Origin of the sequence: Embleya sp. NPDC008237 (genome assembly GCF_042956465.1) — a bacterium.
GTDB lineage: Bacteria > Actinomycetota > Actinomycetes > Streptomycetales > Streptomycetaceae > Embleya.
In genome coordinates this window covers 113577-132954 of record NZ_JBIBGL010000003.1, presented here as the reverse complement: position 1 = coordinate 132954, position 19378 = coordinate 113577, and the positions used below count along the sequence as shown (strand labels likewise).

Here is a 19378-nt window from a genome sequence, read left to right as displayed (position 1 = left end):
CGCAAAAATCTGTTGGAGCCAGCACATAGGGTGGAGAAATGGACCCGTCGTCGTACCGGCCCGCGCCCGGCCAGATCCCGACGTCGCCCGGTGTGTACCGGTTCAGCGACGAGCACGGGCGCGTCGTCTACGTCGGCAAGGCGAAGAACCTGCGCGCCCGGCTCTCGTCCTACTTCCAGGACCTGGCCCACCTGCACCCGCGCACCCAGACCATGGTCACCACCGCCGCGGCGGTGGACTGGACCGTGGTCGGCACCGAGGTCGAGGCGCTCCAGCTGGAGTACTCCTGGATCAAGGAGTTCGACCCGCGCTTCAACGTCAAATACCGCGACGACAAGAGCTATCCCTCGCTCGCGGTGACGCTCGACGAGGAATTCCCGCGTGCCCAGGTGATGCGCGGCCCGCACCGCAAGGGTGTGCGCTACTTCGGGCCGTACGGGCACGCGTGGGCCATCCGCGAGACGCTCGACCTGCTGCTGCGGGTGTTCCCGGTGCGCACGTGTTCGGCCGGCGTGTTCAAGAACGCCCGCCAGGTCGGCCGCCCGTGTCTGCTCGGCTACATCGGCAAATGCGCGGCGCCGTGCACCGGGAAGATCTCCGCCGAGGACCACCGCGCGCTCGCCGAGGACTTCTGCGAGTTCATGGCCGGCCGCACCGGGCCCTACATCAAGCGCGTCGAGCGGGAGATGAAGCAGGCCGCGCAGGCGATGGAGTACGAGAAGGCGGCCCGGCTGCGGGACGACATAACGGCGCTGACCCGGGCCCTGGAGAAGAACGCGATCGTCTTCGGCGACGGCACCGACGCGGACGTGATCGCGCTGGCCGAGGACGAACTGGAGGTCGCGGTCCAGATCTTCCACGTGCGCGGCGGCCGGGTGCGCGGACAGCGCGGCTGGGTCACCGAGCGGGTCGAGGACGTGGACACCGCCGACCTGGTCGAACACTTCCTCCAGCAGCTCTACGGCGAGCAGCGCGGCGAGGCCGTGCCGCGCGAGGTGCTCGTGCCCGCGCTGCCGGCGGACACCGCGGCGCTCGGCCAGTGGCTGTGCGAGCTGCGCGGCGCCAGGGTGGAACTGCGGGTGCCGCAGCGCGGCGACAAGAAGTCGCTCCAGGAGACCGTGCAACGCAACGCCGCACAGGCGCTGAACCTGCACAAGCTGCGCCGGGCCGGCGACCTGACCGCCCGCTCGCTCGCGCTCCAGCAACTGGCCGAGGCGCTGGACATGGACACCGCGCCGCTGCGCATCGAGTGCTTCGACATCTCGCATCTGCAGGGCACCGAGGTGGTCGCCTCGATGGTGGTCTTCGAGGACGGGCTGCCGCGCAAGAGCGAGTACCGGCGGTTCGCGATCAAGACCTTCGAGGGCCAGGACGACCCGAGGGCGATGCACGAGGTGCTGACCCGGCGGTTCAGGCGCTACAAGTCCGATCTCGCGCGCGACGCGGCCGCCGACGCGGCGGTGGCCGGTGCCGAGGACGCGGACGGCGCGGAGAACACCGGCCCGATCGACCCGGAGACCGGCCGGCCCAAGCGCTTTGCCTATCCGCCGCAGCTGATCGTGGTCGACGGCGGGCAACCCCAGGTCGCCGCCGCCGTGCGGGCCCTGGAGGAGGCCGGCGTGGTCGACGTCACCGTGTGCGGGCTGGCCAAGCGGCTCGAAGAGGTGTGGGTGCCCGGTGAGGACGACCCGGTCGTGCTCCCGCGCAGCAGCGGCGAGGCGCTGCTGATGCTCCAGCGGATCCGGGACGAGGCGCACCGCTTCGCGATCACCTACCACCGGTCCAAGCGGTCCAAGGCGATGACGGCCAGTGCGCTCGACGACGTTCCGGGGCTGGGCGCGACCCGCCGCAAGGCGGTGCTCGCCCACTTCGGCTCGCTCAAGCGACTGCGCGCGGCCGGCATCGAGCAGATCACCGAGGTGCCCGGCATCGGCCGCGCCACCGCGGCGGCGATCGTGGCGGCGCTCGCCACGCGGGCGCCCTCGGCACCGGCGGTGAACACCGCGACGGGCGAGATCATTGAAGACGACGCCGACGTTGTAGTCGACGAGGCCGTCGATGCCGACGAGGCGGTCCCGGTTGTACCCCCGAGGCAGGAACCAGCAGGAGGAAGCGTTGAACTCGCCCAGCCGTAGGTGCGGTACGCACCGGGGGGACGCATGAGTACCGAGGTCACGAGTACGGCGGTCGAGGGCACCCCGGAGTTGGTGATCATCTCCGGCATGTCCGGCGCCGGTCGCAGCACCGCCGCCAAGGGCATGGAGGACCTCGGCTGGTTCGTGGTGGACAATCTGCCGCCGTCGCTGATCCCGGCGATGGTCGACCTCGGCGCGCGGACCCAGGGCGCGGTCGCGCGGATAGCGGTCGTCGTCGACGTGCGCGGCCGGACTTTCTTCGACGACCTGCGCTCGGCGCTGAGCGAGCTGGACGCGGCCGGCGTGGTGCGTCGGATCGTCTTCCTGGAGGCCGCCGACGACGTCCTGGTGCGGCGCTTCGAGGGCGTGCGCCGGCCGCACCCGCTCCAGGGCGACGGGCGCATCCCGGACGGCATCGCCCGCGAGCGCGAACTGCTGCGCGAGCTGCGCGGCGAGGCCGACCTGGTGATCGACACGTCCGACATCAACGTGCACCAGCTGCGTGCGCGGATGGACGACCGGTTCGCCGGTTCCGGCGAGCCGCAGCTGCGCGCCACGGTGATGTCCTTCGGCTTCAAGTACGGCCTGCCGGTGGACGCCGACCTGGTCGTCGACTGCCGCTTCCTGCCCAACCCGCACTGGATCCCGGAGCTGCGCCCGCACACCGGCATGGACGAGGCGGTCAGCCGGTACGTGTTCGACCAGCCCGGCGCCAAGGAGTTCCTGGACCGGTACGCCGAGCTGCTGCACATCGTCACCGAGGGCTACCGTCGCGAGGGCAAGCGCTATGTGACGCTCGCGGTGGGCTGTACCGGTGGCAAGCACCGCAGTGTGGCGATGGCCGAACGACTGGCCCGCCGGCTCACCGAGGACGGCCTGGACACCGTGCTCGTGCACCGCGACATGGGCAGGGAATGAGCGGCCCCAAGGTGGTCGCCTTGGGCGGCGGACACGGGCTCTCGGCTTCGCTGGCGGCACTGCGCAGGCTCACCGACGAACTGACGGCGATCGTCACGGTCGCCGACGACGGCGGCTCCAGCGGGCGGTTGCGCAAGGACCTGGGCGTGCTGCCGCCCGGCGATCTGCGGATGGCGCTGGCCGCGCTGTGCGGCGACGACGAGTGGGGGGTGACCTGGAGCCGGGTCATCCAGCACCGGTTCCGCCGTGAGGGCGAGCTGAACGGGCACGCGGTCGGCAACCTGCTCCTGGTCGGCCTGTGGGAACTGATGGACGATCCGATCGCGGCCCTGGACTGGATGGGTCGCCTCCTCGGCGCGCACGGGCGGGTGCTGCCGATGTCGGCGGTCCCGTTGGACATCGAGGCGGACGTGGCCGGGCACGACCCGGCCCGGCCGAACGAGATGTCCGTCGTGCGCGGGCAGGCGCAGGTCGCGGTGACGCCGGGCGACGTGCGCGGAATCCGGCTGCTGCCCAGTGATCCGCCCGCCGTGCCGGAGGCGGTCGCGGCGGTTCGTGACGCCGATTGGGTGGTTGTCGGGCCCGGTTCGTGGTTCACCTCGGTGCTGCCCCACCTGCTCGTTCCCGAGTTGGCGACGGCCCTGGTGGAGACCAAGGCCAGGCGGCTGCTCGCGCTGAATCTGGCCCCGCAGCCGGGCGAGACGGCGGGTTTCTCGCCGCAGCAGCACCTGGAGGTGCTGGCCGCCCACGCTCCCGGACTGACCTTTGACATCGTCCTCGGCGACCGCGACCGTGTGGAGGACGTACCGGGCCTGGAACGGGCCACGGCGGCGCTCGGTGGACACGTCCACCTGGCCCCCGTTTCGGCGGTCGACGGCACCGCGCGACACGACCCCGAACGGTTGGCCGCAGCCTACGGCCGGATCTTCGTCGATCGTGAAAGGATCGCTCCATGGCGATGACGGCAGCAGTGAAGGACGAGCTCAGCCGCCTCCCGGTCACCCGGTCGTGCTGTCGCAAGGCGGAGGTCTCCGCGCTCTTGCGCTTCGCGGGCGGACTGCACATCGTGGGCGGGCGAATCGTCATCGAGGCGGAGTTGGACACGGCGATGGCCGCGCGCCGCCTGCGCAAGGACATCCTGGAGGTCTACGGGCACAGCTCGGACCTGGTCGTGGTGGCCCCCGGCGGCCTGCGGCGCGGCAGTCGGTACGTGGTGCGGGTCGCGGTCGGCGGCGACCAGCTGGCCAGGCAGACCGGGTTGCTGGATGCCCGCGGGCGTCCGGTGCGGGGCCTGCCGCCGCAGGTCGTCTCCGGTGCGACGTGTGACGCGGAGGCCGCCTGGCGCGGCGCGTTCCTGGCGCACGGCTCGCTCACCGAGCCCGGCCGCTCCTCGGCCCTGGAGGTGACCTGCCCCGGTTCGGAGGCGGCCCTCGCGCTGGTCGGCGCGGCCCGTCGGCTCGGTCTGGCGGCCAAGTCGCGCGAGGTGCGCGGCGTGGACCGGGTGGTGGTCCGCGACGGCGACGCGATCGGCGCGCTGCTCACCCGGCTCGGTGCGCACGAGAGCGTGCTGGCCTGGGAGGAGCGGCGGATGCGCCGCGAGGTGCGGGCGACCGCGAACCGGCTGGCCAACTTCGACGACGCGAACCTGCGCCGCTCGGCCCGCGCGGCCGTGGCGGCGGGCGCGCGGGTGCAGCGGGCCCTGGAGATCCTCGGCGAGGAGGTCCCGGAGCACCTGGCCGCGGCCGGCAAGCTGCGGCTCGACCACAAGCAGGCGTCCCTGGAGGAATTGGGCGGGCTGGCCGAGCCGCCGCTGACCAAGGACGCGGTCGCGGGTCGGATCCGCCGGCTGCTGGCGATGGCCGACAAGCGCGCGGGCGAACTGGGCATGCCCGGCACCGATGCCGGCCTGTCGGTGGACATACTCGTGTCCTGACCGGCCCAGGGGCCGGCGTGCGCCGGCGAAAACAATTCGAAGGCGTCGAACCGTGAGACATAGGGTCTCCGGGTCGGCGCCTTCGTCCGTTGTCGGGAGAAGGCCGCGCATGCGAGGAAGGAACCACCGCAGTGGAAATCCGCACGATCGGCGAAGAAGACATCATCCCCTGGACCGCCGCCGTCGGCATCGGTTTTCTCCGGGTGCCGGACGACACCAAGGAGAACCGGGAGAAGCGGATCGAGCACTGGCGCGAACGGGCCGACTTCGCCCGGACCCGCGGAGCCTTCGACGGCGGTCGCTGCGTCGGCACCTTCCGCAGCTTCGCCACCGGTCTGACCGTGCCCGGCGGGGCGATAGTCCCGGCGTCGGCGATCACCAACGTCACCGTCTCGCCGACGCACCGCCGGCAGGGCCTGCTCACGAAGATGATGGGCCTGGATCTGGCGGACGCCGCCGCGCGCGGCGAGTCGGTGGCCATCCTGATCGCCGCCGAGTACCGGATCTACGGTCGGTTCGGCTTCGGCGTGGCCACCGAGTACCAGAAGTTCACCCTGGACACGCTGCGCACCGACTTCGCGCCGGACGCGCCGGTCGAGGCCGGGGCCCGGATCGAGCTGGCCACCCCCGAGGAGGTGGCCGAGGTCGGGCCGCCGCTGCACGAGGAGTTCCGTCGACAGCGGGCCGGGGCGATCGAGCGCACCGCGATGTGGTGGCAGATGTACACCGGGCTGGAGCCCTCGCCGATGAGCCCGACCCCGCCGCGCTTCCACGCGGTGTACCGCGATCCGTCCGGCAAGGTCGCCGGCCTGGTCGGCTATCGCACCGACGACCACTGGGACGAGTTCGTGCCCAAGGTCACGCTGACCGTGGACTCGCTCATCGCGCTCACCCCGGCGGCCGAGATCGCGCTGTGGCGGTTCTGCGCGAACGTCGACTACGTCAACCGGGTCGAGGGTGCCGACCGCAGTCCCGACGAGTTGTTGCCGCTGCTCGTGCAGGATCCGCGGGCGATCACCACGCAGTCGCGTCGGGACTTCGTGTGGGCACGGATCCTGGACGCGCCCGCCGCGTTCTCGGCACGCACCTACGGCGCGCGCGATCGGATCGTGGTCGAGGTGCACGACGATCTGGGTTATGCGGCGGGACGGTTCGCGATCGACGGCGCGGCCGAGCAGGCGCGGTGTGTGCCGACCGGTGACCCCGCGGATCTGGTCCTGGACGCCTCGACGCTGGGGGCGCTGTACCTGGGTGCGGGCTCGCCGGTGCGGCTCGCGGTGACCGGCCGGATCTCCGAGCGCACACCCGGTGCGGCGGAGCGGGCCGAGGCGCTGCTGCGGACGCCGCGCGAACCGTGGTGTCCCGACTGGTTCTGATCACAATGCGGAATCTCTGCGCGTAGCGTTGACCGAATATGACCGTGCGTCAGGTCTCGTGTACCACACGGTAGTTGCCGTAGCATGCGCAACACCCGGGCGCAGGAGTCACGTTCCGTACCTTGAGGTCGTGGTTTTGCGCCGTCCCTATGCACGCCGAACCCACGACTGGGGGGTCGATGAGGCGTCATCGTTCCAGGGGCACCACCACACGAGTCCGGATCGGCACCACGGGGATCGCGGCGCTCTCACTGGCGCTCGGTCTGTTGACCGCAGCGCCGGCGAGCACCGCGGCACCCGCCGACAATCCGGTCTCGTACCCCGAAGTGACCAGCGCACCGCCGGAAGCGAAACTTCCTCCGGCGGGCGAAGCAGGTCCGCAGTCCTACACGATCACAGCCGACGCGGCACAGGTGAAGCAGATCTTCGACCTGGGCGTGGACCGGCACGAGACCCGGACCACCAAGTCCGCCGACGGCAAGGCCCGGCTGGAGGTGATCCTGAGCGATGCCCAGGCCGCCAAGCTGCGTGCCGCCGGCATCTCCGTGGAGGCCAAGTCCCGGGCGCAGAAGCGATCGGCCGCGGCCGACGCGGGCGTCTTCCGCAAGTACAGCGGCCCCAACGGCCTCGGCGCGGAGCTGGTCCAGCTCGCCAAGGACCACCCCGACATCGCCAAGACCGTCAGCATCGGCAAGACCGTGCTCGGTCAGGACATTCTCGCGGTCAAGGTGACCAAGAACGTCCGCACCAGTGCCGACGGCTCCAAGCCCGGCGTGTTGTACATGTCCAACCAGCACGCCCGTGAGTGGATCACGCCGGAGATGACCCGCCGGCTCGTGCACCACTACGTGGAGGGCTACGGCAAGGACGACGAGGCCACCAAGCTGGTCTCGGACAACGAGCTGTGGTTCGTGGTCTCGGCCAACCCCGACGGCTACGACTGGACCTTCGAGACGGACCAGCGGTTGTGGCGCAAGAACCTGCGCGACAACAACGGCGACGGTGTGATCACCGCCGGCGACGGTGTCGACCTCAACCGCAACTTCGACTACAAGTGGGGTTACGACAACGAGGGTTCCTCGCCCGACCCGCTGAACGAGACCTACCGGGGGCCCGCGCCCTCCTCCGAGCCGGAGACCCGGGCGATCGAGGGCTTCGCCAAGCACATCAAGGCGGAGTTCGTGGTCAACTACCACTCCGCCGCGCAGCTGATCCTGTACGGCGTCGGCTCGCAGGTGGCCACGCCCAGCCCCGACGACCAGATCATGATCGCGCTCGCGGGCGACGACGCGCACCCGGCGGTCCCGGACTACGACCCGGACCTGTCCGCCGAGCTGTACGTGACCAACGGTGACACCGACGGACAGATGAACGAGGCGTACAAGACGTTGTCGTTCACCCCGGAGATGTCCACGTGCGTGACGGCCGCCGGCTACCTGCCGGACGACCCGTACACGGAGGACAACTGCGGCAGCATCTTCGAATTCCCGAACGACGAGACGTTGGTCGGGATGGAGTACGCCAAGAACCGGGCGTTCGCGCTGTCGGTGGCCAAGTCGGCCAAGGACCCGGACGATCCGGTCTCCTCGGTCGGTCGCAAGGCCCCCGACCTGGTGGCCGACCGGTTCGAGCACTCCTATGCCGAGGACCACGACGATCAGACCGTCGCGGTGATCGCCAAGCGCTCGCTGACCAACCGCAAACTCAACTACCGCGTCAACGGTGGCCCGGCCAAGACCGCGGGCGTCAAGGAGTGGAAGGGCGGCGAGCGGTACGGCGAGCAGGGCTCGGCCTACTACGCCGAATACCGGGGCGACATCAAGAACGTGCGCACCGGTGACCGGATCGAGGTGTGGTTCACCGGCGACAAGGCCGGCACCGGCAAGGTTGCCAGTGACCGCTTCACCTTCACGGTGGAGAGCGGCATCGCCGAGAAGACCGAGACGCTGGTCCTGGCCAACGAGGACTACAAGGGTGTCAACCCGACCTACCCGCCGAACACGGTCGGCCCCAAGTACGCCCAGCAGTATGTGGACGCGTTGGCGGCCAATGGCATCAAGGCGGCCGTGTACGACGTGGACAGGCTCGGTACACCGCACCACCTCGGCGTGCTCTCGCACTTCAAGGGCGTGTTCTGGTACCTCGGCGACAACCGACTGACCCAGGACGCGGCCCGGGAGGTCACCGACTTCCGCGGCCGGCCGGTGCGGGACGCGCAGGTCACCCCCGCGGTCCAGGATCTGACCGTGAACGTGCGCGACTTCCTCAACGAGGGCGGCAAGCTGGCCTACCTCGGTGAGACCGCGGGCTACTACGGCCCCCTGCGCAGCGCGGCGGGCGGCGGCATCTACTACGGCCTCAACGGCCACCCGGACCAGCCCTGCAAGGTCACCGCCGACCCGGCGGGCGACTGCCTGATCGTCTCGGACGACTTCACCCAGTACTGGCTGGGCGCGTACGACCGGTCGGCGACCAACGGCGCCACCGGGGTGGTCGGCGCGGCCGCGCCGTTCGAGGGCATCGACAAGGCGTTGCCGGGCACCGCGTCCAACCCGCTGAACGAGGCGGGCGGGTTCCTGCCCACCAGCGCGATTCTCACGCCGGACCGGTTCCCGATGTTCGACAGCCGTTCGGTGGCGACCTACTCGGGCAACACGTCCGGGCCGTACTCGCCGGCCGAGGGTTCGTGGTACATCAACGGCCTGCACTCGGACAACGCGTACAAGCGACTGACCCGCACGATCGACCTCACCGCGGTGACGGCGGCGGATGCGGCGAAGCTGACCGCGCAGTTCTCGTACGACACCGAGGCCAACTGGGACCACGCGATCGTGGAGGCGCACACGGTCGGTGCCGAGGACTGGACGACGCTGCCCGACCTCAACGGTGGCACCGGCACCGAGCCGCCCACGTCCTGTGAGGGTGGCGACTTCGTCCGGACCCACACGCAGTTGCGGCACTACCTGACGGTGACCACTCCCACGTGCCTGAGCACCGGCACCACCGGCGCGTGGAACTCCTTCACCGGCAACTCGGGTGGCTGGAAGCCGGTCGCCTTCGACCTGTCCGCGTACGCGGGCAAGAAGATCGAGGTCTCGATCTCGTACGTGAGCGACGCGAACACCGGTGGCACCGGCCTGTTCGTGGACGACACCAAGGTCACCACCACGGCCGGCGTCCTGGACGCCGAGGGCTTCGAGACCGGTTTGGGCCCGTGGGCCCTGGCCGGCCCGCCGCCCGGTGACCGCTCGCTCGTCGGCTTCACGCGCAGCCAGGCCGCGTTCGGTTCGTCGGTGATCGCCACCGACGACACCATGCTCTTCGGCTTCGGCCTGGAGCAGCTGGCCACCGCGGACGACCGCAAGGTGGTCGTCGACCGGATCCTGCGGGAGCTGTACAAGTAGGCGCGCACGATCGTGACGCGCCGACGGTGAAAACCGATGGCGCAACGACGGCCCCCGGCGGAGACTCCTCCGTCGGGGGCCATTAACGTCTGTGCGCACACGCGAGTTCCGGCGTGTGCCACTTTTTTATCGGGGGGAATCGCCTTGAGCAACAACGCACCCGGTCCCTGGGGGCCGCCGCCGAGCCAACCCGGCCCCGGGCAGTGGGGACAACAACAGCCGGGTCCGCCCGGGCCGTTCGGCTCGGGGCCGTTCGGCGGGCCGCCGCCGCAGCCGCCGCGCCGCGTCGGCAACCCGGGTCTGGCCGTCGCGGCCGGGGTGGTGGCGATGCTGGTCGGCGGCGGTGTGTACGGCGTGATCGTCAAGGCGCTGGACACGCAGAGCACCTACTTCGGGCTCGGCATCGCGGCGCTGATCGCATTCGCGATGGGCAAAATCGGCGGTGCCAACCCGGCGCTGCCGGTGATCGCGGTGCCGCTCGCGCTGCTCGGTGTCCTGCTCGGGCAGCTCACGGCGATCGTGCTGTTCAACGCCGACGCCAGTGGCCTCTCGGCGATGGATCTCGTGACGGACTACACCAGCGAGATCTGGGACACCTGGAAGGACAACGTGGGCTTCTTCGACACCCTCGTGTTCGTCTTCGCGGGCGTCGCGGCCTTCGGCATCACCAAGTCCGTCGGCGAGAAGTAGCTCCGCCCGAGTTCGCCCGCCGCTCCGCTTTTGCGATCATCCGTCCCGTCCTGGGCATCTTGTGCAGCAAGCCTGCGTGAAGGTGCCCGGGGCGTCACGGTAGGGTCGGACATGGCCGGGGATATCGCAGATTCCACTGACCATCTCCTCGGCCATTCACCATCAGGGCATTCGGCGTTCGACAGAGGAGATCGGTTCGTGACGATCCGGGTAGGCATCAACGGATTCGGCCGTATCGGCCGCAACTTCTTCCGCGCGGCGCTGGCCTCGGGCGCGGACTTCGAGATCGTCGGGGTCAACGACCTCACGAACATCGCGACCCTGGCCCACCTGCTGAAGTACGACAGCATCCTCGGCCGCATCGGCCAGGAGGTCACCTACACCGACGACGCGATCACCGTCGGCGACAAGACCTTCAAGGTCATCGCCGAGCGTGACCCGGCCGCGCTGCCCTGGGGCGAGCTGGGTGCGGACATCGTGATCGAGTCCACCGGCATCTTCACGGACGCCGAGAAGGCCAAGAAGCACATCGAGGCCGGCGCCAAGAAGGTCATCATCTCGGCTCCGGCCAAGAATGAGGACGTCACGATCGTGATGGGCGTCAACCACGAGAAGTACGACGCCGCCGCGCACACGATCATCTCGAACGCCTCCTGCACGACCAACTGCGTCGCGCCGATGGCCAAGGTTCTCCTGGAGAACTTCGGCCTGGTCAAGGGCATGATGACCACGGTCCACGCGTACACGAACGACCAGGTCATCCTGGACTTCCCGCACTCGGACCTGCGCCGCGCGCGGGCCGCCGCGACCAACATCATCCCGACCTCGACGGGTGCCGCCAAGGCGACCGCGCTGGTCATCCCCGAACTCAAGGGCAAGCTGGACGGCATCGCCATGCGCGTCCCGGTCCCCACCGGCTCGGTCACCGACCTGGTCGTCGAGCTGGAGCGCGAGGTGACCCGCGACGAGGTCAACGCCGCCTTCCAGAAGGCCGCCGAGGGCTCGCTCAAGGGCTACCTGACCTACACCGAGGACCCGATCGTCTCCTCGGACATCGTCACCGACCCGTCCTCGTGCACCTTCGACTCGGGCCTGACCATGGCCCAGGGCAAGCAGGTCAAGGTCGTCGGCTGGTACGACAACGAGTGGGGCTACAGCAACCGTCTGGTCGACCTGGTCGGCTACATCGGTGGTCAGCTCTGACGGTGCGGCACAACGCACCGATGGACAACGCTTGACGATGCGGGCCCGGGTGACACGCCGTCACCCGGGCCCGTTTCTCGGCTACCCCCACCCGTTTCTTCGACATCCGAGGACGAGTCGAACTTGAAGACCATCGACGACATCGAGGTATCCGGTAAGCGCGTCCTGGTACGCGCCGACCTCAACGTCCCGCTCGACGGCGGGCGCATCACCGACGACGGCCGGATCCGGGCGAGCGTGCCGACCATCGAGGCCCTGGTCGCCCGCGGCGCCAAGGTGATCGTGTGCTCGCACCTGGGCCGGCCCAAGGGCGCTCCCGAGCCGCAGTTCTCGCTCGCGCCGGTTGCCGCGCGGCTGGGTGAACTGCTGGGCGCCGACGTGGCGTTCGCGACCGACACGGTCGGCGACAGCGCCCGGGAAACGGTCGGCGGACTCGCCGACGGCCGGGTCGCGCTGCTGGAGAACCTGCGCTTCAACCCGGGCGAGACGGCCAAGGACGACGCCGAGCGCGGCGCGTTCGCGGATCGCCTCGCCGAGCTCGCCGAGGTGTACGTGGGCGACGGCTTCGGCGCGGTGCACCGCAAGCACGCGTCGGTGTACGACGTGCCGGCCCGGCTGCCGCACGCGGTCGGCGGCCTGATCGCCACCGAGCTGGACGTGCTCAAGCGGCTCACCGAGGACGTGCAGCGTCCGTACGCGGTGATCCTGGGCGGGTCGAAGGTGTCCGACAAGCTCGGCGTCATCGACAGCCTGCTCGACAAGGCCGACCGGATCCTGGTCGGCGGCGGCATGGTGTTCACCTTCCTGGCCGCGCAGGGCCACGAGGTGGGCAAGTCGCTGCTGGAGAAGGACCAGCTCGACCGGGTCCGCGAGTACCTGGCCCGGGCCGAGGCGCGCGGCGTGGAGTTCGTGCTGCCGGTCGACGTGATCGCGGCCACCGCGTTCGCCGCCGACGCGGACCACGCGGTGGTCTCCACCGACGCGATCCCGGCCGACCGGCTCGGTCTGGACATCGGCCCGGCGTCCGGCGAACTGTTCGCGGACAAGCTCGCCGACGCCCAAACGGTCTTCTGGAACGGCCCGATGGGTGTGTTCGAGATGGAGCCGTACAGCCATGGCACCCGCGCGGTGGCGCAGGGCCTGATCGACTCCGACGCGTTCACCGTGGTCGGCGGCGGCGACTCGGCCGCGGCGGTGCGCACGCTCGGCTTCGACGAGAACGCCTTCGGTCACATCTCGACCGGCGGCGGCGCGAGCCTGGAGTACCTCGAAGGCAAGTCCCTGCCCGGTCTCGAAGCCCTGGAGGGCTGATCCCGATGTCTGCGCTCAACAACGGCACCGGCCGCATCCCGCTGATGGCGGGCAACTGGAAGATGAACCTCAACCACCTCGAGGCCATCTCCCTGGTGCAAAAGCTCGCGTTCACCCTGAACGACAAGGACTTCGACCGGGTCGAGGTCGCGGTGCTGCCGCCGTTCACCGATCTGCGCTCGGTGCAGACCATGGTCGACGCGGACAAGCTCCGCTTCAGCTACGGCGCGCAGGACATCTCACAGCACGCGGGCGGCGCCTACACCGGCGAGATCGCCGGGTCCATGCTCGCCAAGCTGAACTGCACCTATGCGCTGGTCGGCCACTCCGAGCGGCGGCAGTACCACGCCGAGGACGACACCGTGGTGAACGCGAAGGCGCACGCCGCCTATCGCAGCGGCCTGGTCCCGATCGTGTGCGTCGGCGAGGGCCTGGACGTGCGCAAGGCGGGCCGGCACGTGGCCCACACGCTCGCGCAGGTCGAGGGCGCGCTCAAGGGCATCACGGCCGAGCAGGCCGAGTCCGTGGTGATCGCGTACGAGCCGGTCTGGGCGATCGGCACCGGCGAGGTGGCCACGCCGGAGAACGCGCAGGAGGTGTGCTCGGCGATCCGGGCCAAGCTCGCCGAGCTGTACTCGCCGGAACTCGCGGACCGGGTGCGGGTGTTGTACGGCGGCTCGATGAAGGCCGGCAACGTGGCCGGGCTGATGGCGCAGCCGGACGTGGACGGCGGACTGGTCGGCGGTGCCTGCCTGGCCGCCGAGGAGTTCGCGCAGATCGTTCGCTACCACGAGAAGAAGGCCTGACGGTCGCGGTCGTCCGGTCGGGACGTGTGGCGAGGGCCCGGAGCGGGATGCCGCTCCGGGCCCTCGGCATGTCCGGGCCGGTCTTGTGCCCCGGCGTGCCGGCCGGAATCACTCGTTCCTCATAAACCCGTCGCAACTATTTCCATTCCGCTTGCCGCTCCCGTAACGGGTGACTGACCATAAGTCATCGCCAAGTGGCCGGTAGTCGCCCCTACAGGGTGGTTCGGCCGGTCGACCCCAGGGGGTCCGGGTGTCATTTCCAGACATGTCCACAACCGGGGATACCGGTGCCACGCGGTATCTGTGCACGGGCGCGGAGATCGACGAGCGGTTCGCCGCGCGGGTGATCGAGGAACTGTGGGAGAACGCGCACCGCGATCGGGCGCCGTCCTACGGGTACAACGAACAGGCGGTCCTGGAGCATGCGCTGGCCGCACGAAGGCGGCGCATCCTGCGCGACGTGATCGCGTTCCTGGTGCCGGCGGTGATGTTCCTGATCGGCTTCGGCTTCGCGCCCGGGTTGTTCTGGCTCGCGATCGTGGTCTTCGTCGGGCTGCTGACGGTGCGGGCCGGGGTCGCCGGCGGGGGCGGCGTGCGCGACTTCCGGACCCGGGCGGCGGCGCAGGTGTCCTGGGTGGCGGCGCTGCTGTTCGGGCTGATGTTGTACGTGGCGGGCGGGGACACCGGCTTCCCGGGAGCCGAGACCCTGGCGGTGACCGTGCTGCCGACCTACGCGGTCGTGGTCTTCGTGGTGTGGATCGAGCGCATGCAGCAGCGGGCCACCGTGGTCTCGGATCTGGGACCGGGGCGGACCCGGGTGCCGACCGGGCCGCCGGCGGACGGGACCGGAGACCCCTGGCCGGGGGGTTTGCAGAGTGCGTTGGCGCAGGTGCTGCCGCCGCGACCGACGCATGCGCCGGCCGTCCCGGAGGCGGTGTTCCCGCCCACGGTCCCGATTCCGTCCAGCGTGCGCTACAGCGGCTACCTGCCGTTCGTGGGCGCCGGCGAACTGGTGGAGAGCTGGACCTTCCCGGTCGAGCTGCGCGGGGCCGAGCCGTCCGTGCTGGACGCGCCGCGCGTGGGCAAGCAGCCGAAGAACGGGTTCACCCCGTTCACGGTCGACGAGCTCACCGGTGCGATCTGCTCGTCGTTCGAGGAACTGGCCCGGTCCGAGGAGGGCCGGCACCGGTTGGCCGGGTTGAGCGTACAGATGCACGAGTTCAGCAGCGGGGTGAGCGGGGGCCCGGTGCCGCCGCCGGCCGAGGCCACCCGGCGCTACCTGTGCGTGCGGGTGGGCACGTGGTCGCAGGAGGTGGTGGTGTCGGTGCTGATCCGCTTCACGATGGACGGCCGACTGCTGTACACCGAATTGCACGAGCTGGTGCTGCCGCCGATCCGACCCGAGTTCCACGTGGCGGACGAGTGGCTGCACACCGCGGACGCGGCGACGTTGTGGGGTGCGTTCGGCCGCTCGCTGCTGGAGGCGCCGGGCCTGATGATCTCCTCGGCCGGTCGACTGATGCGGGTGTGGGCGTCGTGGTGGCGCCGGGCGGGAAATCTGCGCGCGGCGGAGGAGCGCGCGGCGCGCAACCTCCCGGTGGACCGGGGGGCCCGGGCGTCGGTGCGCGAGCTGGGCGCGTCGGCCAACTACGCCACGTTCTTCCAGAACTCGGACGCGGAGAAGTACCTCAAGCTGATCGAGCGCAAGTTCACCGTCTTCGTGCTGGACTTCCTCCAGCGCCGGAACGTGGACGTGACCGAGTACCGCCAACGCAACGAACTGGTCCTGAACAACGGGATCATCCAGAACGTCGCCGGCGACCTGAACAACAGCGGTGCGATCGTCGCCGGCCGAGGCATCCAGGCGTCCGTGCGGGGTTCCGGCGGAGCCGGATCGGGCGCACGATCGACAGCGGGAGGTACCACGTGAACACCGCCGCATCGAACACCGACGAACCGGACGAGAGCGAGCCGCGCGGGAACGACGGGATCAGCCTGTCCGGCGGCCCGGTGAGCAATACCGGCGCGATCGTCGCGGGGGGCGACAACAAGGTGAGCGTTCGTCGTACGGGAACGGCGCGGGCGCCCCGGAGCGCGGGCCCCGGGCATCCGCTGACCAGCACGGGTGCGCTCGTCGGCGGCAGCGGCCACGAGGTGGACGTCGAGGACACCGGAGACGTGGAGCCGGCCGGCGCGGAGCCCGCCGACGAACCGGCCGAGGGGCCTCGTGGGCACGCGCCGGAGGGGGAGCGGCCCGAGCCGGGTGGGCCGTAATAGTATGATCCGCCGGATTAGCCGAAGGGCCGTACGGCTCCCACTTGCGGGGCGCGGCAGCGTACTCTGTCCGATGGCCGGGAATCCCCGGCCCCCGCGTTCCGCCAGAAGGAGTTGGGCCCGGCCGTGGTCACCGGTTTCTCGATCGCCCTGATCGTCTTCAGCCTGCTCATGGTGCTGTTGGTGCTGCTGCACAAGGGCAAGGGCGGCGGCCTGTCCGACCTGTTCGGCGGCGGCATGTCCTCCTCGCTCGGCGGTTCGTCCGTCGTCGAGAAGAACCTCGACCGCATGACCATCATCGTCGGTGTGTGCTGGTTCGTGACGATCGTCGTACTCGGTCTGCTGCTCAAGAACACGTACTGACAGCGCCGGTTCGGCCGCTGTTTCCACCCGCGCGGTGGCCTTTCTGACGGACTGTCGGAAAAGGCCCACCGCTCGGTTCAACCTTGCGCGAGGCGCACGTACACTGGACGCCAAGCCGCGCAACGGGGGCGCGACCTCAAGGACCAAGGGGAGTTTTTACCGTGGCAAGTGGCAACGCCATCCGTGGGAGTCGGGTCGGCGCCGGCCCGATGGGGGAGGCAGAGCGCGGCGAAGCAGCCCCACGTCTCCGTATTTCTTTCTGGTGCGCGAACAAGCACGAGACGCAGCCGAGCTTCGCGACCGACGCTCAGGTCCCCGAGACGTGGGACTGCCCCCGTTGCGGCCTGCCCGCCGGGCAGGACCAGCACAACCCGCCGGACGCCCCGCGTACCGAGCCCTACAAGACGCACCTCGCCTACGTGCGTGAGCGTCGCAGCGATGCCGACGGCGAGGCGATCCTCGCCGAGGCGCTGGCGAAGCTGCGCGGCGAGCTCTGAGTTCGCGAGTGCGTCCGTGAGTCTGTGAGTTTCGACCCACACGTGCGGCCGTGGGCCGCGATGGGAAGAGCCGTCGGGAGTCTCGACACACCCTCGGGTGTGTCGTCGCTTCCGGCGGCTCTTTCGTCGTGTGCCGGTACGCGCCGCCCCGGGCCCGCCACGCGCCGTCAGTCGCGGGCGGGCAGCGCCTCCTGGGGTTCGGGGCGGTGCACCTGTCGACGGTTGGCCTGCTGGGGGAGCGGGCGTTGGCCGCGTTCGATCCAGGCGGGCAGCTCCTCGCCGGTGGCCGCGATCCAGCGGCTGCGGACCGCGTCCGGGTCGGCGCGATGCGCCCGGACCAGGGTGTCCCCGGCCAGGTCGGAGACCCGGTCCAGGTTCAGCGCGGTGCCCACGCCCAGCGCCGCGGCCAGGGGCGGGACCGCGTCGGCGGGACGGCCCGCGGCGACCAGGACGATGCCGTACAGCGCGTAGGTGACCGGGACTTCGGGACGACGGGCCAACACCGGGTCGGCCCGCACCCGTCTCGCCCGCAGGCGGACCGCCTCCTCCAGCGCGTCCACCGCCTCGTCGTGCGCACCGCCGGCGCTGTGCAGCAGGCCCAGGCTCTGCAGCGACGCGGCGAGTTCGTCCTCACGACGGCCGGCGGGCGCGTGTTCCGCGCTCGCGTAGCCGCGGCGGACCTCGACCGCCTCGCCGGCCAGGGCGATCGCCTCGGGGCCTCGGCCCAGGCGGGCGAGCAGGGTCGCGTGTCGAAGCAGTACGGCGGCCTGATGGGCCTGCGGCGGGCCGATCCCGAGCAGGCGCTCGGCCTCGGTGAAGGCGGCGAGGGCGGCGTCGCCGGCTCCGGTGGCGGCCAGCCGGCCGGCGAGTTCGTCCAGGGACAGGGCGAGTTCGGCGCGATGTCGCTCGGGGGCCTGGGCGGCGAGCGTACGAAACACCTGTACCGACTCGCGCAGCGCGCCCAGCGCGGCCGACTCGTCGCCGTGGTCGCCGAGCCGGGCGCCGAGTTCGCGCAGCGCCACGGCGAGCAGCGGGCGGTGCGCGCGATGGTCGAGCGCGGCCAGCCTGCGTGCGTGTTCGGCGGCGCTCGCGGCGACCTTGACCGCGTCCTCGGCCCGGCCGTCCGCCGCCAGCACGGCCGCGAACGCGCGCAACCCGCCGACCAGCGCGGGTCCGTGCCGACGATGGTCCTTCGCGGCCAGCGCGCCCAGCATCCGGACCGCGGCGCGGGCGGGCGCCGCCGCATCCGCGTGCCGGCCGGCCCGAGTCAGTTGTTGTGCCTTCTCGGTGAGCATCCGCGCCCGGGTGGCCTCGGCGTCGTCGGACTCGGCCGGTGGGCCGGCGCTTCCCGGCGGATTCGATTCCGGTTCGGCCGGATTGTGTCCGTCCCGGCGCGCGAATTCGGCGAAGGACGGCGCGGCGGGCGGGGGTTCGGGCGTGGCTCGGCCCGGACACGGCGATTCCTGCTCGCGCCGGTGCCGGTATTCCTCCAGGTGACGCTCATGGCGCCGCAGCCATCCGAACCGCACGGGTTCCACCTCGCCTCTGGTCCCGAAGACCTCCGCGTGACGCTATCGCGCGCGGGCCGCCGACGGGGCCGAACGGGTACGGATCCGGCCACGGCCGGCGGGTCCGTTCGGTGAGGGGATATCCACCGAGCGCGATTTTGCCCGAACCGGCGCAGATCTTGGGGTTGCCTTCACCTTACGCGTGTTGGTTCTGCGTCGGCACGATCCCAAGATCGCTAATGTGTGCGAGTTCCATCGAAGTACGGGCGTTTGGCGCCCGGCGCACAGGGGGTTCGATGTATCCGACGACTCGCAGGATGTTGGGCGGGATCACCGCCGCGACAGTCGCCGCGCTCACGCTGGTCGCGTGCAACGCGGACGACAAGGACAAGAAGGACACGCCGAAGGCGGCCGACACACCGGTCGGCACGGCACCGGTCGTGGCACCCGCGTCGGGCGGCGGTCCCACCGCTTCCGGCCCGGCGGGCACCCGGGCACCGAAGTCGGCCAAGCCGTCGGCCGGCGGCGGGTCGGCCGAACCCGGTGGCGACTGTGCGCCGTACACGCCCAAGCCCGGCCACAAGGTCGTGCAACCGATCAAGCGGCCCACCAAGGACTCGCTGTACTACAAGAACACCAAGTTCGTCTGTGACCCCAATGACGGCCACTTCGAGGCGATCGGAGCCGAGCAGACGCCGCTGCTGTTCGCACCCAAGGCCACCGGCACCCTGGCCGGCCCGCCGCCGAAGAAGGCGGAGTCCCTCGGCCAGGTCTGGGATCACATCGACAAGTGCCTGACCCACCAGGACGACGGCGCGAACACGTGCTCCTCCTTCGGCGTGTACGACATCACCCTGAACGCGGCGAACGAGATCACCGACATCAGGGAGATCTGGCACTCCTGATCATCCGGAACCACCAACCTCGGCCGGCCCCTCCCACGAGGGGAGGGGCCGGCCC

16 protein-coding genes are annotated in these 19378 nt (G+C 70.5%); 15 read left to right on the top strand and 1 reads right to left on the bottom strand.

Going from position 1 to position 19378, the window contains the following annotated elements; genetic code table 11:
* Positions 1 to 38 precede the first annotated feature (38 nt).
* From uvrC to ACFZBU_RS07480, 14 genes are all read left to right on the top strand, one after another.
* Positions 39 to 2135, top strand: coding sequence for an excinuclease ABC subunit UvrC (gene uvrC / locus ACFZBU_RS07545; RefSeq protein WP_391582554.1), 2097 nt, complete (start codon positions 39 to 41; stop codon positions 2133 to 2135).
* Between the two features lie 24 nt (positions 2136 to 2159).
* Complete coding sequence (rapZ, locus tag ACFZBU_RS07540; protein WP_391582553.1) at positions 2160 to 3053, top strand: RNase adapter RapZ; 894 nt, start codon at positions 2160 to 2162, stop codon at positions 3051 to 3053.
* A complete protein-coding gene (yvcK, locus tag ACFZBU_RS07535; RefSeq protein ID WP_391582552.1) occupies positions 3050 to 4015 on the top strand; it encodes a uridine diphosphate-N-acetylglucosamine-binding protein YvcK in 966 nt (321 codons plus the stop codon). The genes rapZ and yvcK overlap by 4 nt, the downstream gene beginning before the upstream one ends.
* Complete coding sequence (whiA, locus tag ACFZBU_RS07530; RefSeq protein WP_020553580.1) at positions 4006 to 4986, top strand: DNA-binding protein WhiA; 981 nt, start codon at positions 4006 to 4008, stop codon at positions 4984 to 4986. The genes yvcK and whiA overlap by 10 nt, the downstream gene beginning before the upstream one ends.
* A gap of 131 nt (positions 4987 to 5117) precedes the next feature.
* A complete protein-coding gene (locus tag ACFZBU_RS07525; RefSeq protein ID WP_391582551.1) occupies positions 5118 to 6362 on the top strand; it encodes a GNAT family N-acetyltransferase in 1245 nt (414 codons plus the stop codon).
* Between the two features lie 179 nt (positions 6363 to 6541).
* Positions 6542 to 9766, top strand: a complete 3225-nt coding sequence (locus tag ACFZBU_RS07520; RefSeq protein WP_391582550.1) for a M14 family zinc carboxypeptidase — start codon at positions 6542 to 6544, stop codon at positions 9764 to 9766.
* A gap of 144 nt (positions 9767 to 9910) precedes the next feature.
* Positions 9911 to 10456: a hypothetical protein gene (locus ACFZBU_RS07515; protein ID WP_391582549.1), complete on the top strand. Its 546-nt coding sequence runs from the start codon at positions 9911 to 9913 to the stop codon at positions 10454 to 10456.
* Between the two features lie 198 nt (positions 10457 to 10654).
* Positions 10655 to 11659: a type I glyceraldehyde-3-phosphate dehydrogenase gene (gene gap / locus ACFZBU_RS07510; RefSeq protein ID WP_020553576.1), complete on the top strand. Its 1005-nt coding sequence runs from the start codon at positions 10655 to 10657 to the stop codon at positions 11657 to 11659.
* Between the two features lie 123 nt (positions 11660 to 11782).
* Positions 11783 to 12970 carry a phosphoglycerate kinase gene (locus tag ACFZBU_RS07505; RefSeq protein WP_391582548.1) on the top strand — a complete coding sequence of 396 codons (1188 nt, stop codon included), beginning with the start codon at positions 11783 to 11785 and terminating at the stop codon, positions 12968 to 12970.
* A 5-nt stretch (positions 12971 to 12975) separates the two neighbouring features.
* A complete protein-coding gene (gene tpiA / locus ACFZBU_RS07500; RefSeq protein WP_391582547.1) occupies positions 12976 to 13776 on the top strand; it encodes a triose-phosphate isomerase in 801 nt (266 codons plus the stop codon).
* A gap of 265 nt (positions 13777 to 14041) precedes the next feature.
* Complete coding sequence (locus ACFZBU_RS07495; RefSeq protein ID WP_391582546.1) at positions 14042 to 15706, top strand: hypothetical protein; 1665 nt, start codon at positions 14042 to 14044, stop codon at positions 15704 to 15706.
* A complete protein-coding gene (locus tag ACFZBU_RS07490) occupies positions 15703 to 16050 on the top strand; it encodes a hypothetical protein (protein ID WP_391582545.1) in 348 nt (115 codons plus the stop codon). Before ACFZBU_RS07495 ends, ACFZBU_RS07490 begins: the two co-directional genes overlap by 4 nt.
* 126 nt (positions 16051 to 16176) lie before the next feature.
* Positions 16177 to 16413, top strand: a complete 237-nt coding sequence (secG, locus tag ACFZBU_RS07485; RefSeq protein ID WP_026218871.1) for a preprotein translocase subunit SecG — start codon at positions 16177 to 16179, stop codon at positions 16411 to 16413.
* 209 nt (positions 16414 to 16622) lie between these two features.
* The gene (locus ACFZBU_RS07480) at positions 16623 to 16910 is read left to right on the top strand and encodes an RNA polymerase-binding protein RbpA (protein WP_020553570.1); all 288 of its coding nucleotides are present in this window, start codon (positions 16623 to 16625) and stop codon (positions 16908 to 16910) included.
* A gap of 167 nt (positions 16911 to 17077) precedes the next feature.
* Here ACFZBU_RS07480 and ACFZBU_RS07475 read toward each other — a convergent pair whose 3' ends face one another.
* Positions 17078 to 18439: a hypothetical protein gene (locus ACFZBU_RS07475; protein WP_391582544.1), complete on the bottom strand. Its 1362-nt coding sequence runs from the start codon at positions 18437 to 18439 to the stop codon at positions 17078 to 17080.
* 275 nt (positions 18440 to 18714) lie between these two features.
* Between ACFZBU_RS07475 and ACFZBU_RS07470 the strand changes: the two genes are divergently transcribed.
* A complete protein-coding gene (locus ACFZBU_RS07470) occupies positions 18715 to 19323 on the top strand; it encodes a hypothetical protein (RefSeq protein WP_391582543.1) in 609 nt (202 codons plus the stop codon).
* The last annotated feature ends 55 nt before the right edge of the window (positions 19324 to 19378 follow it).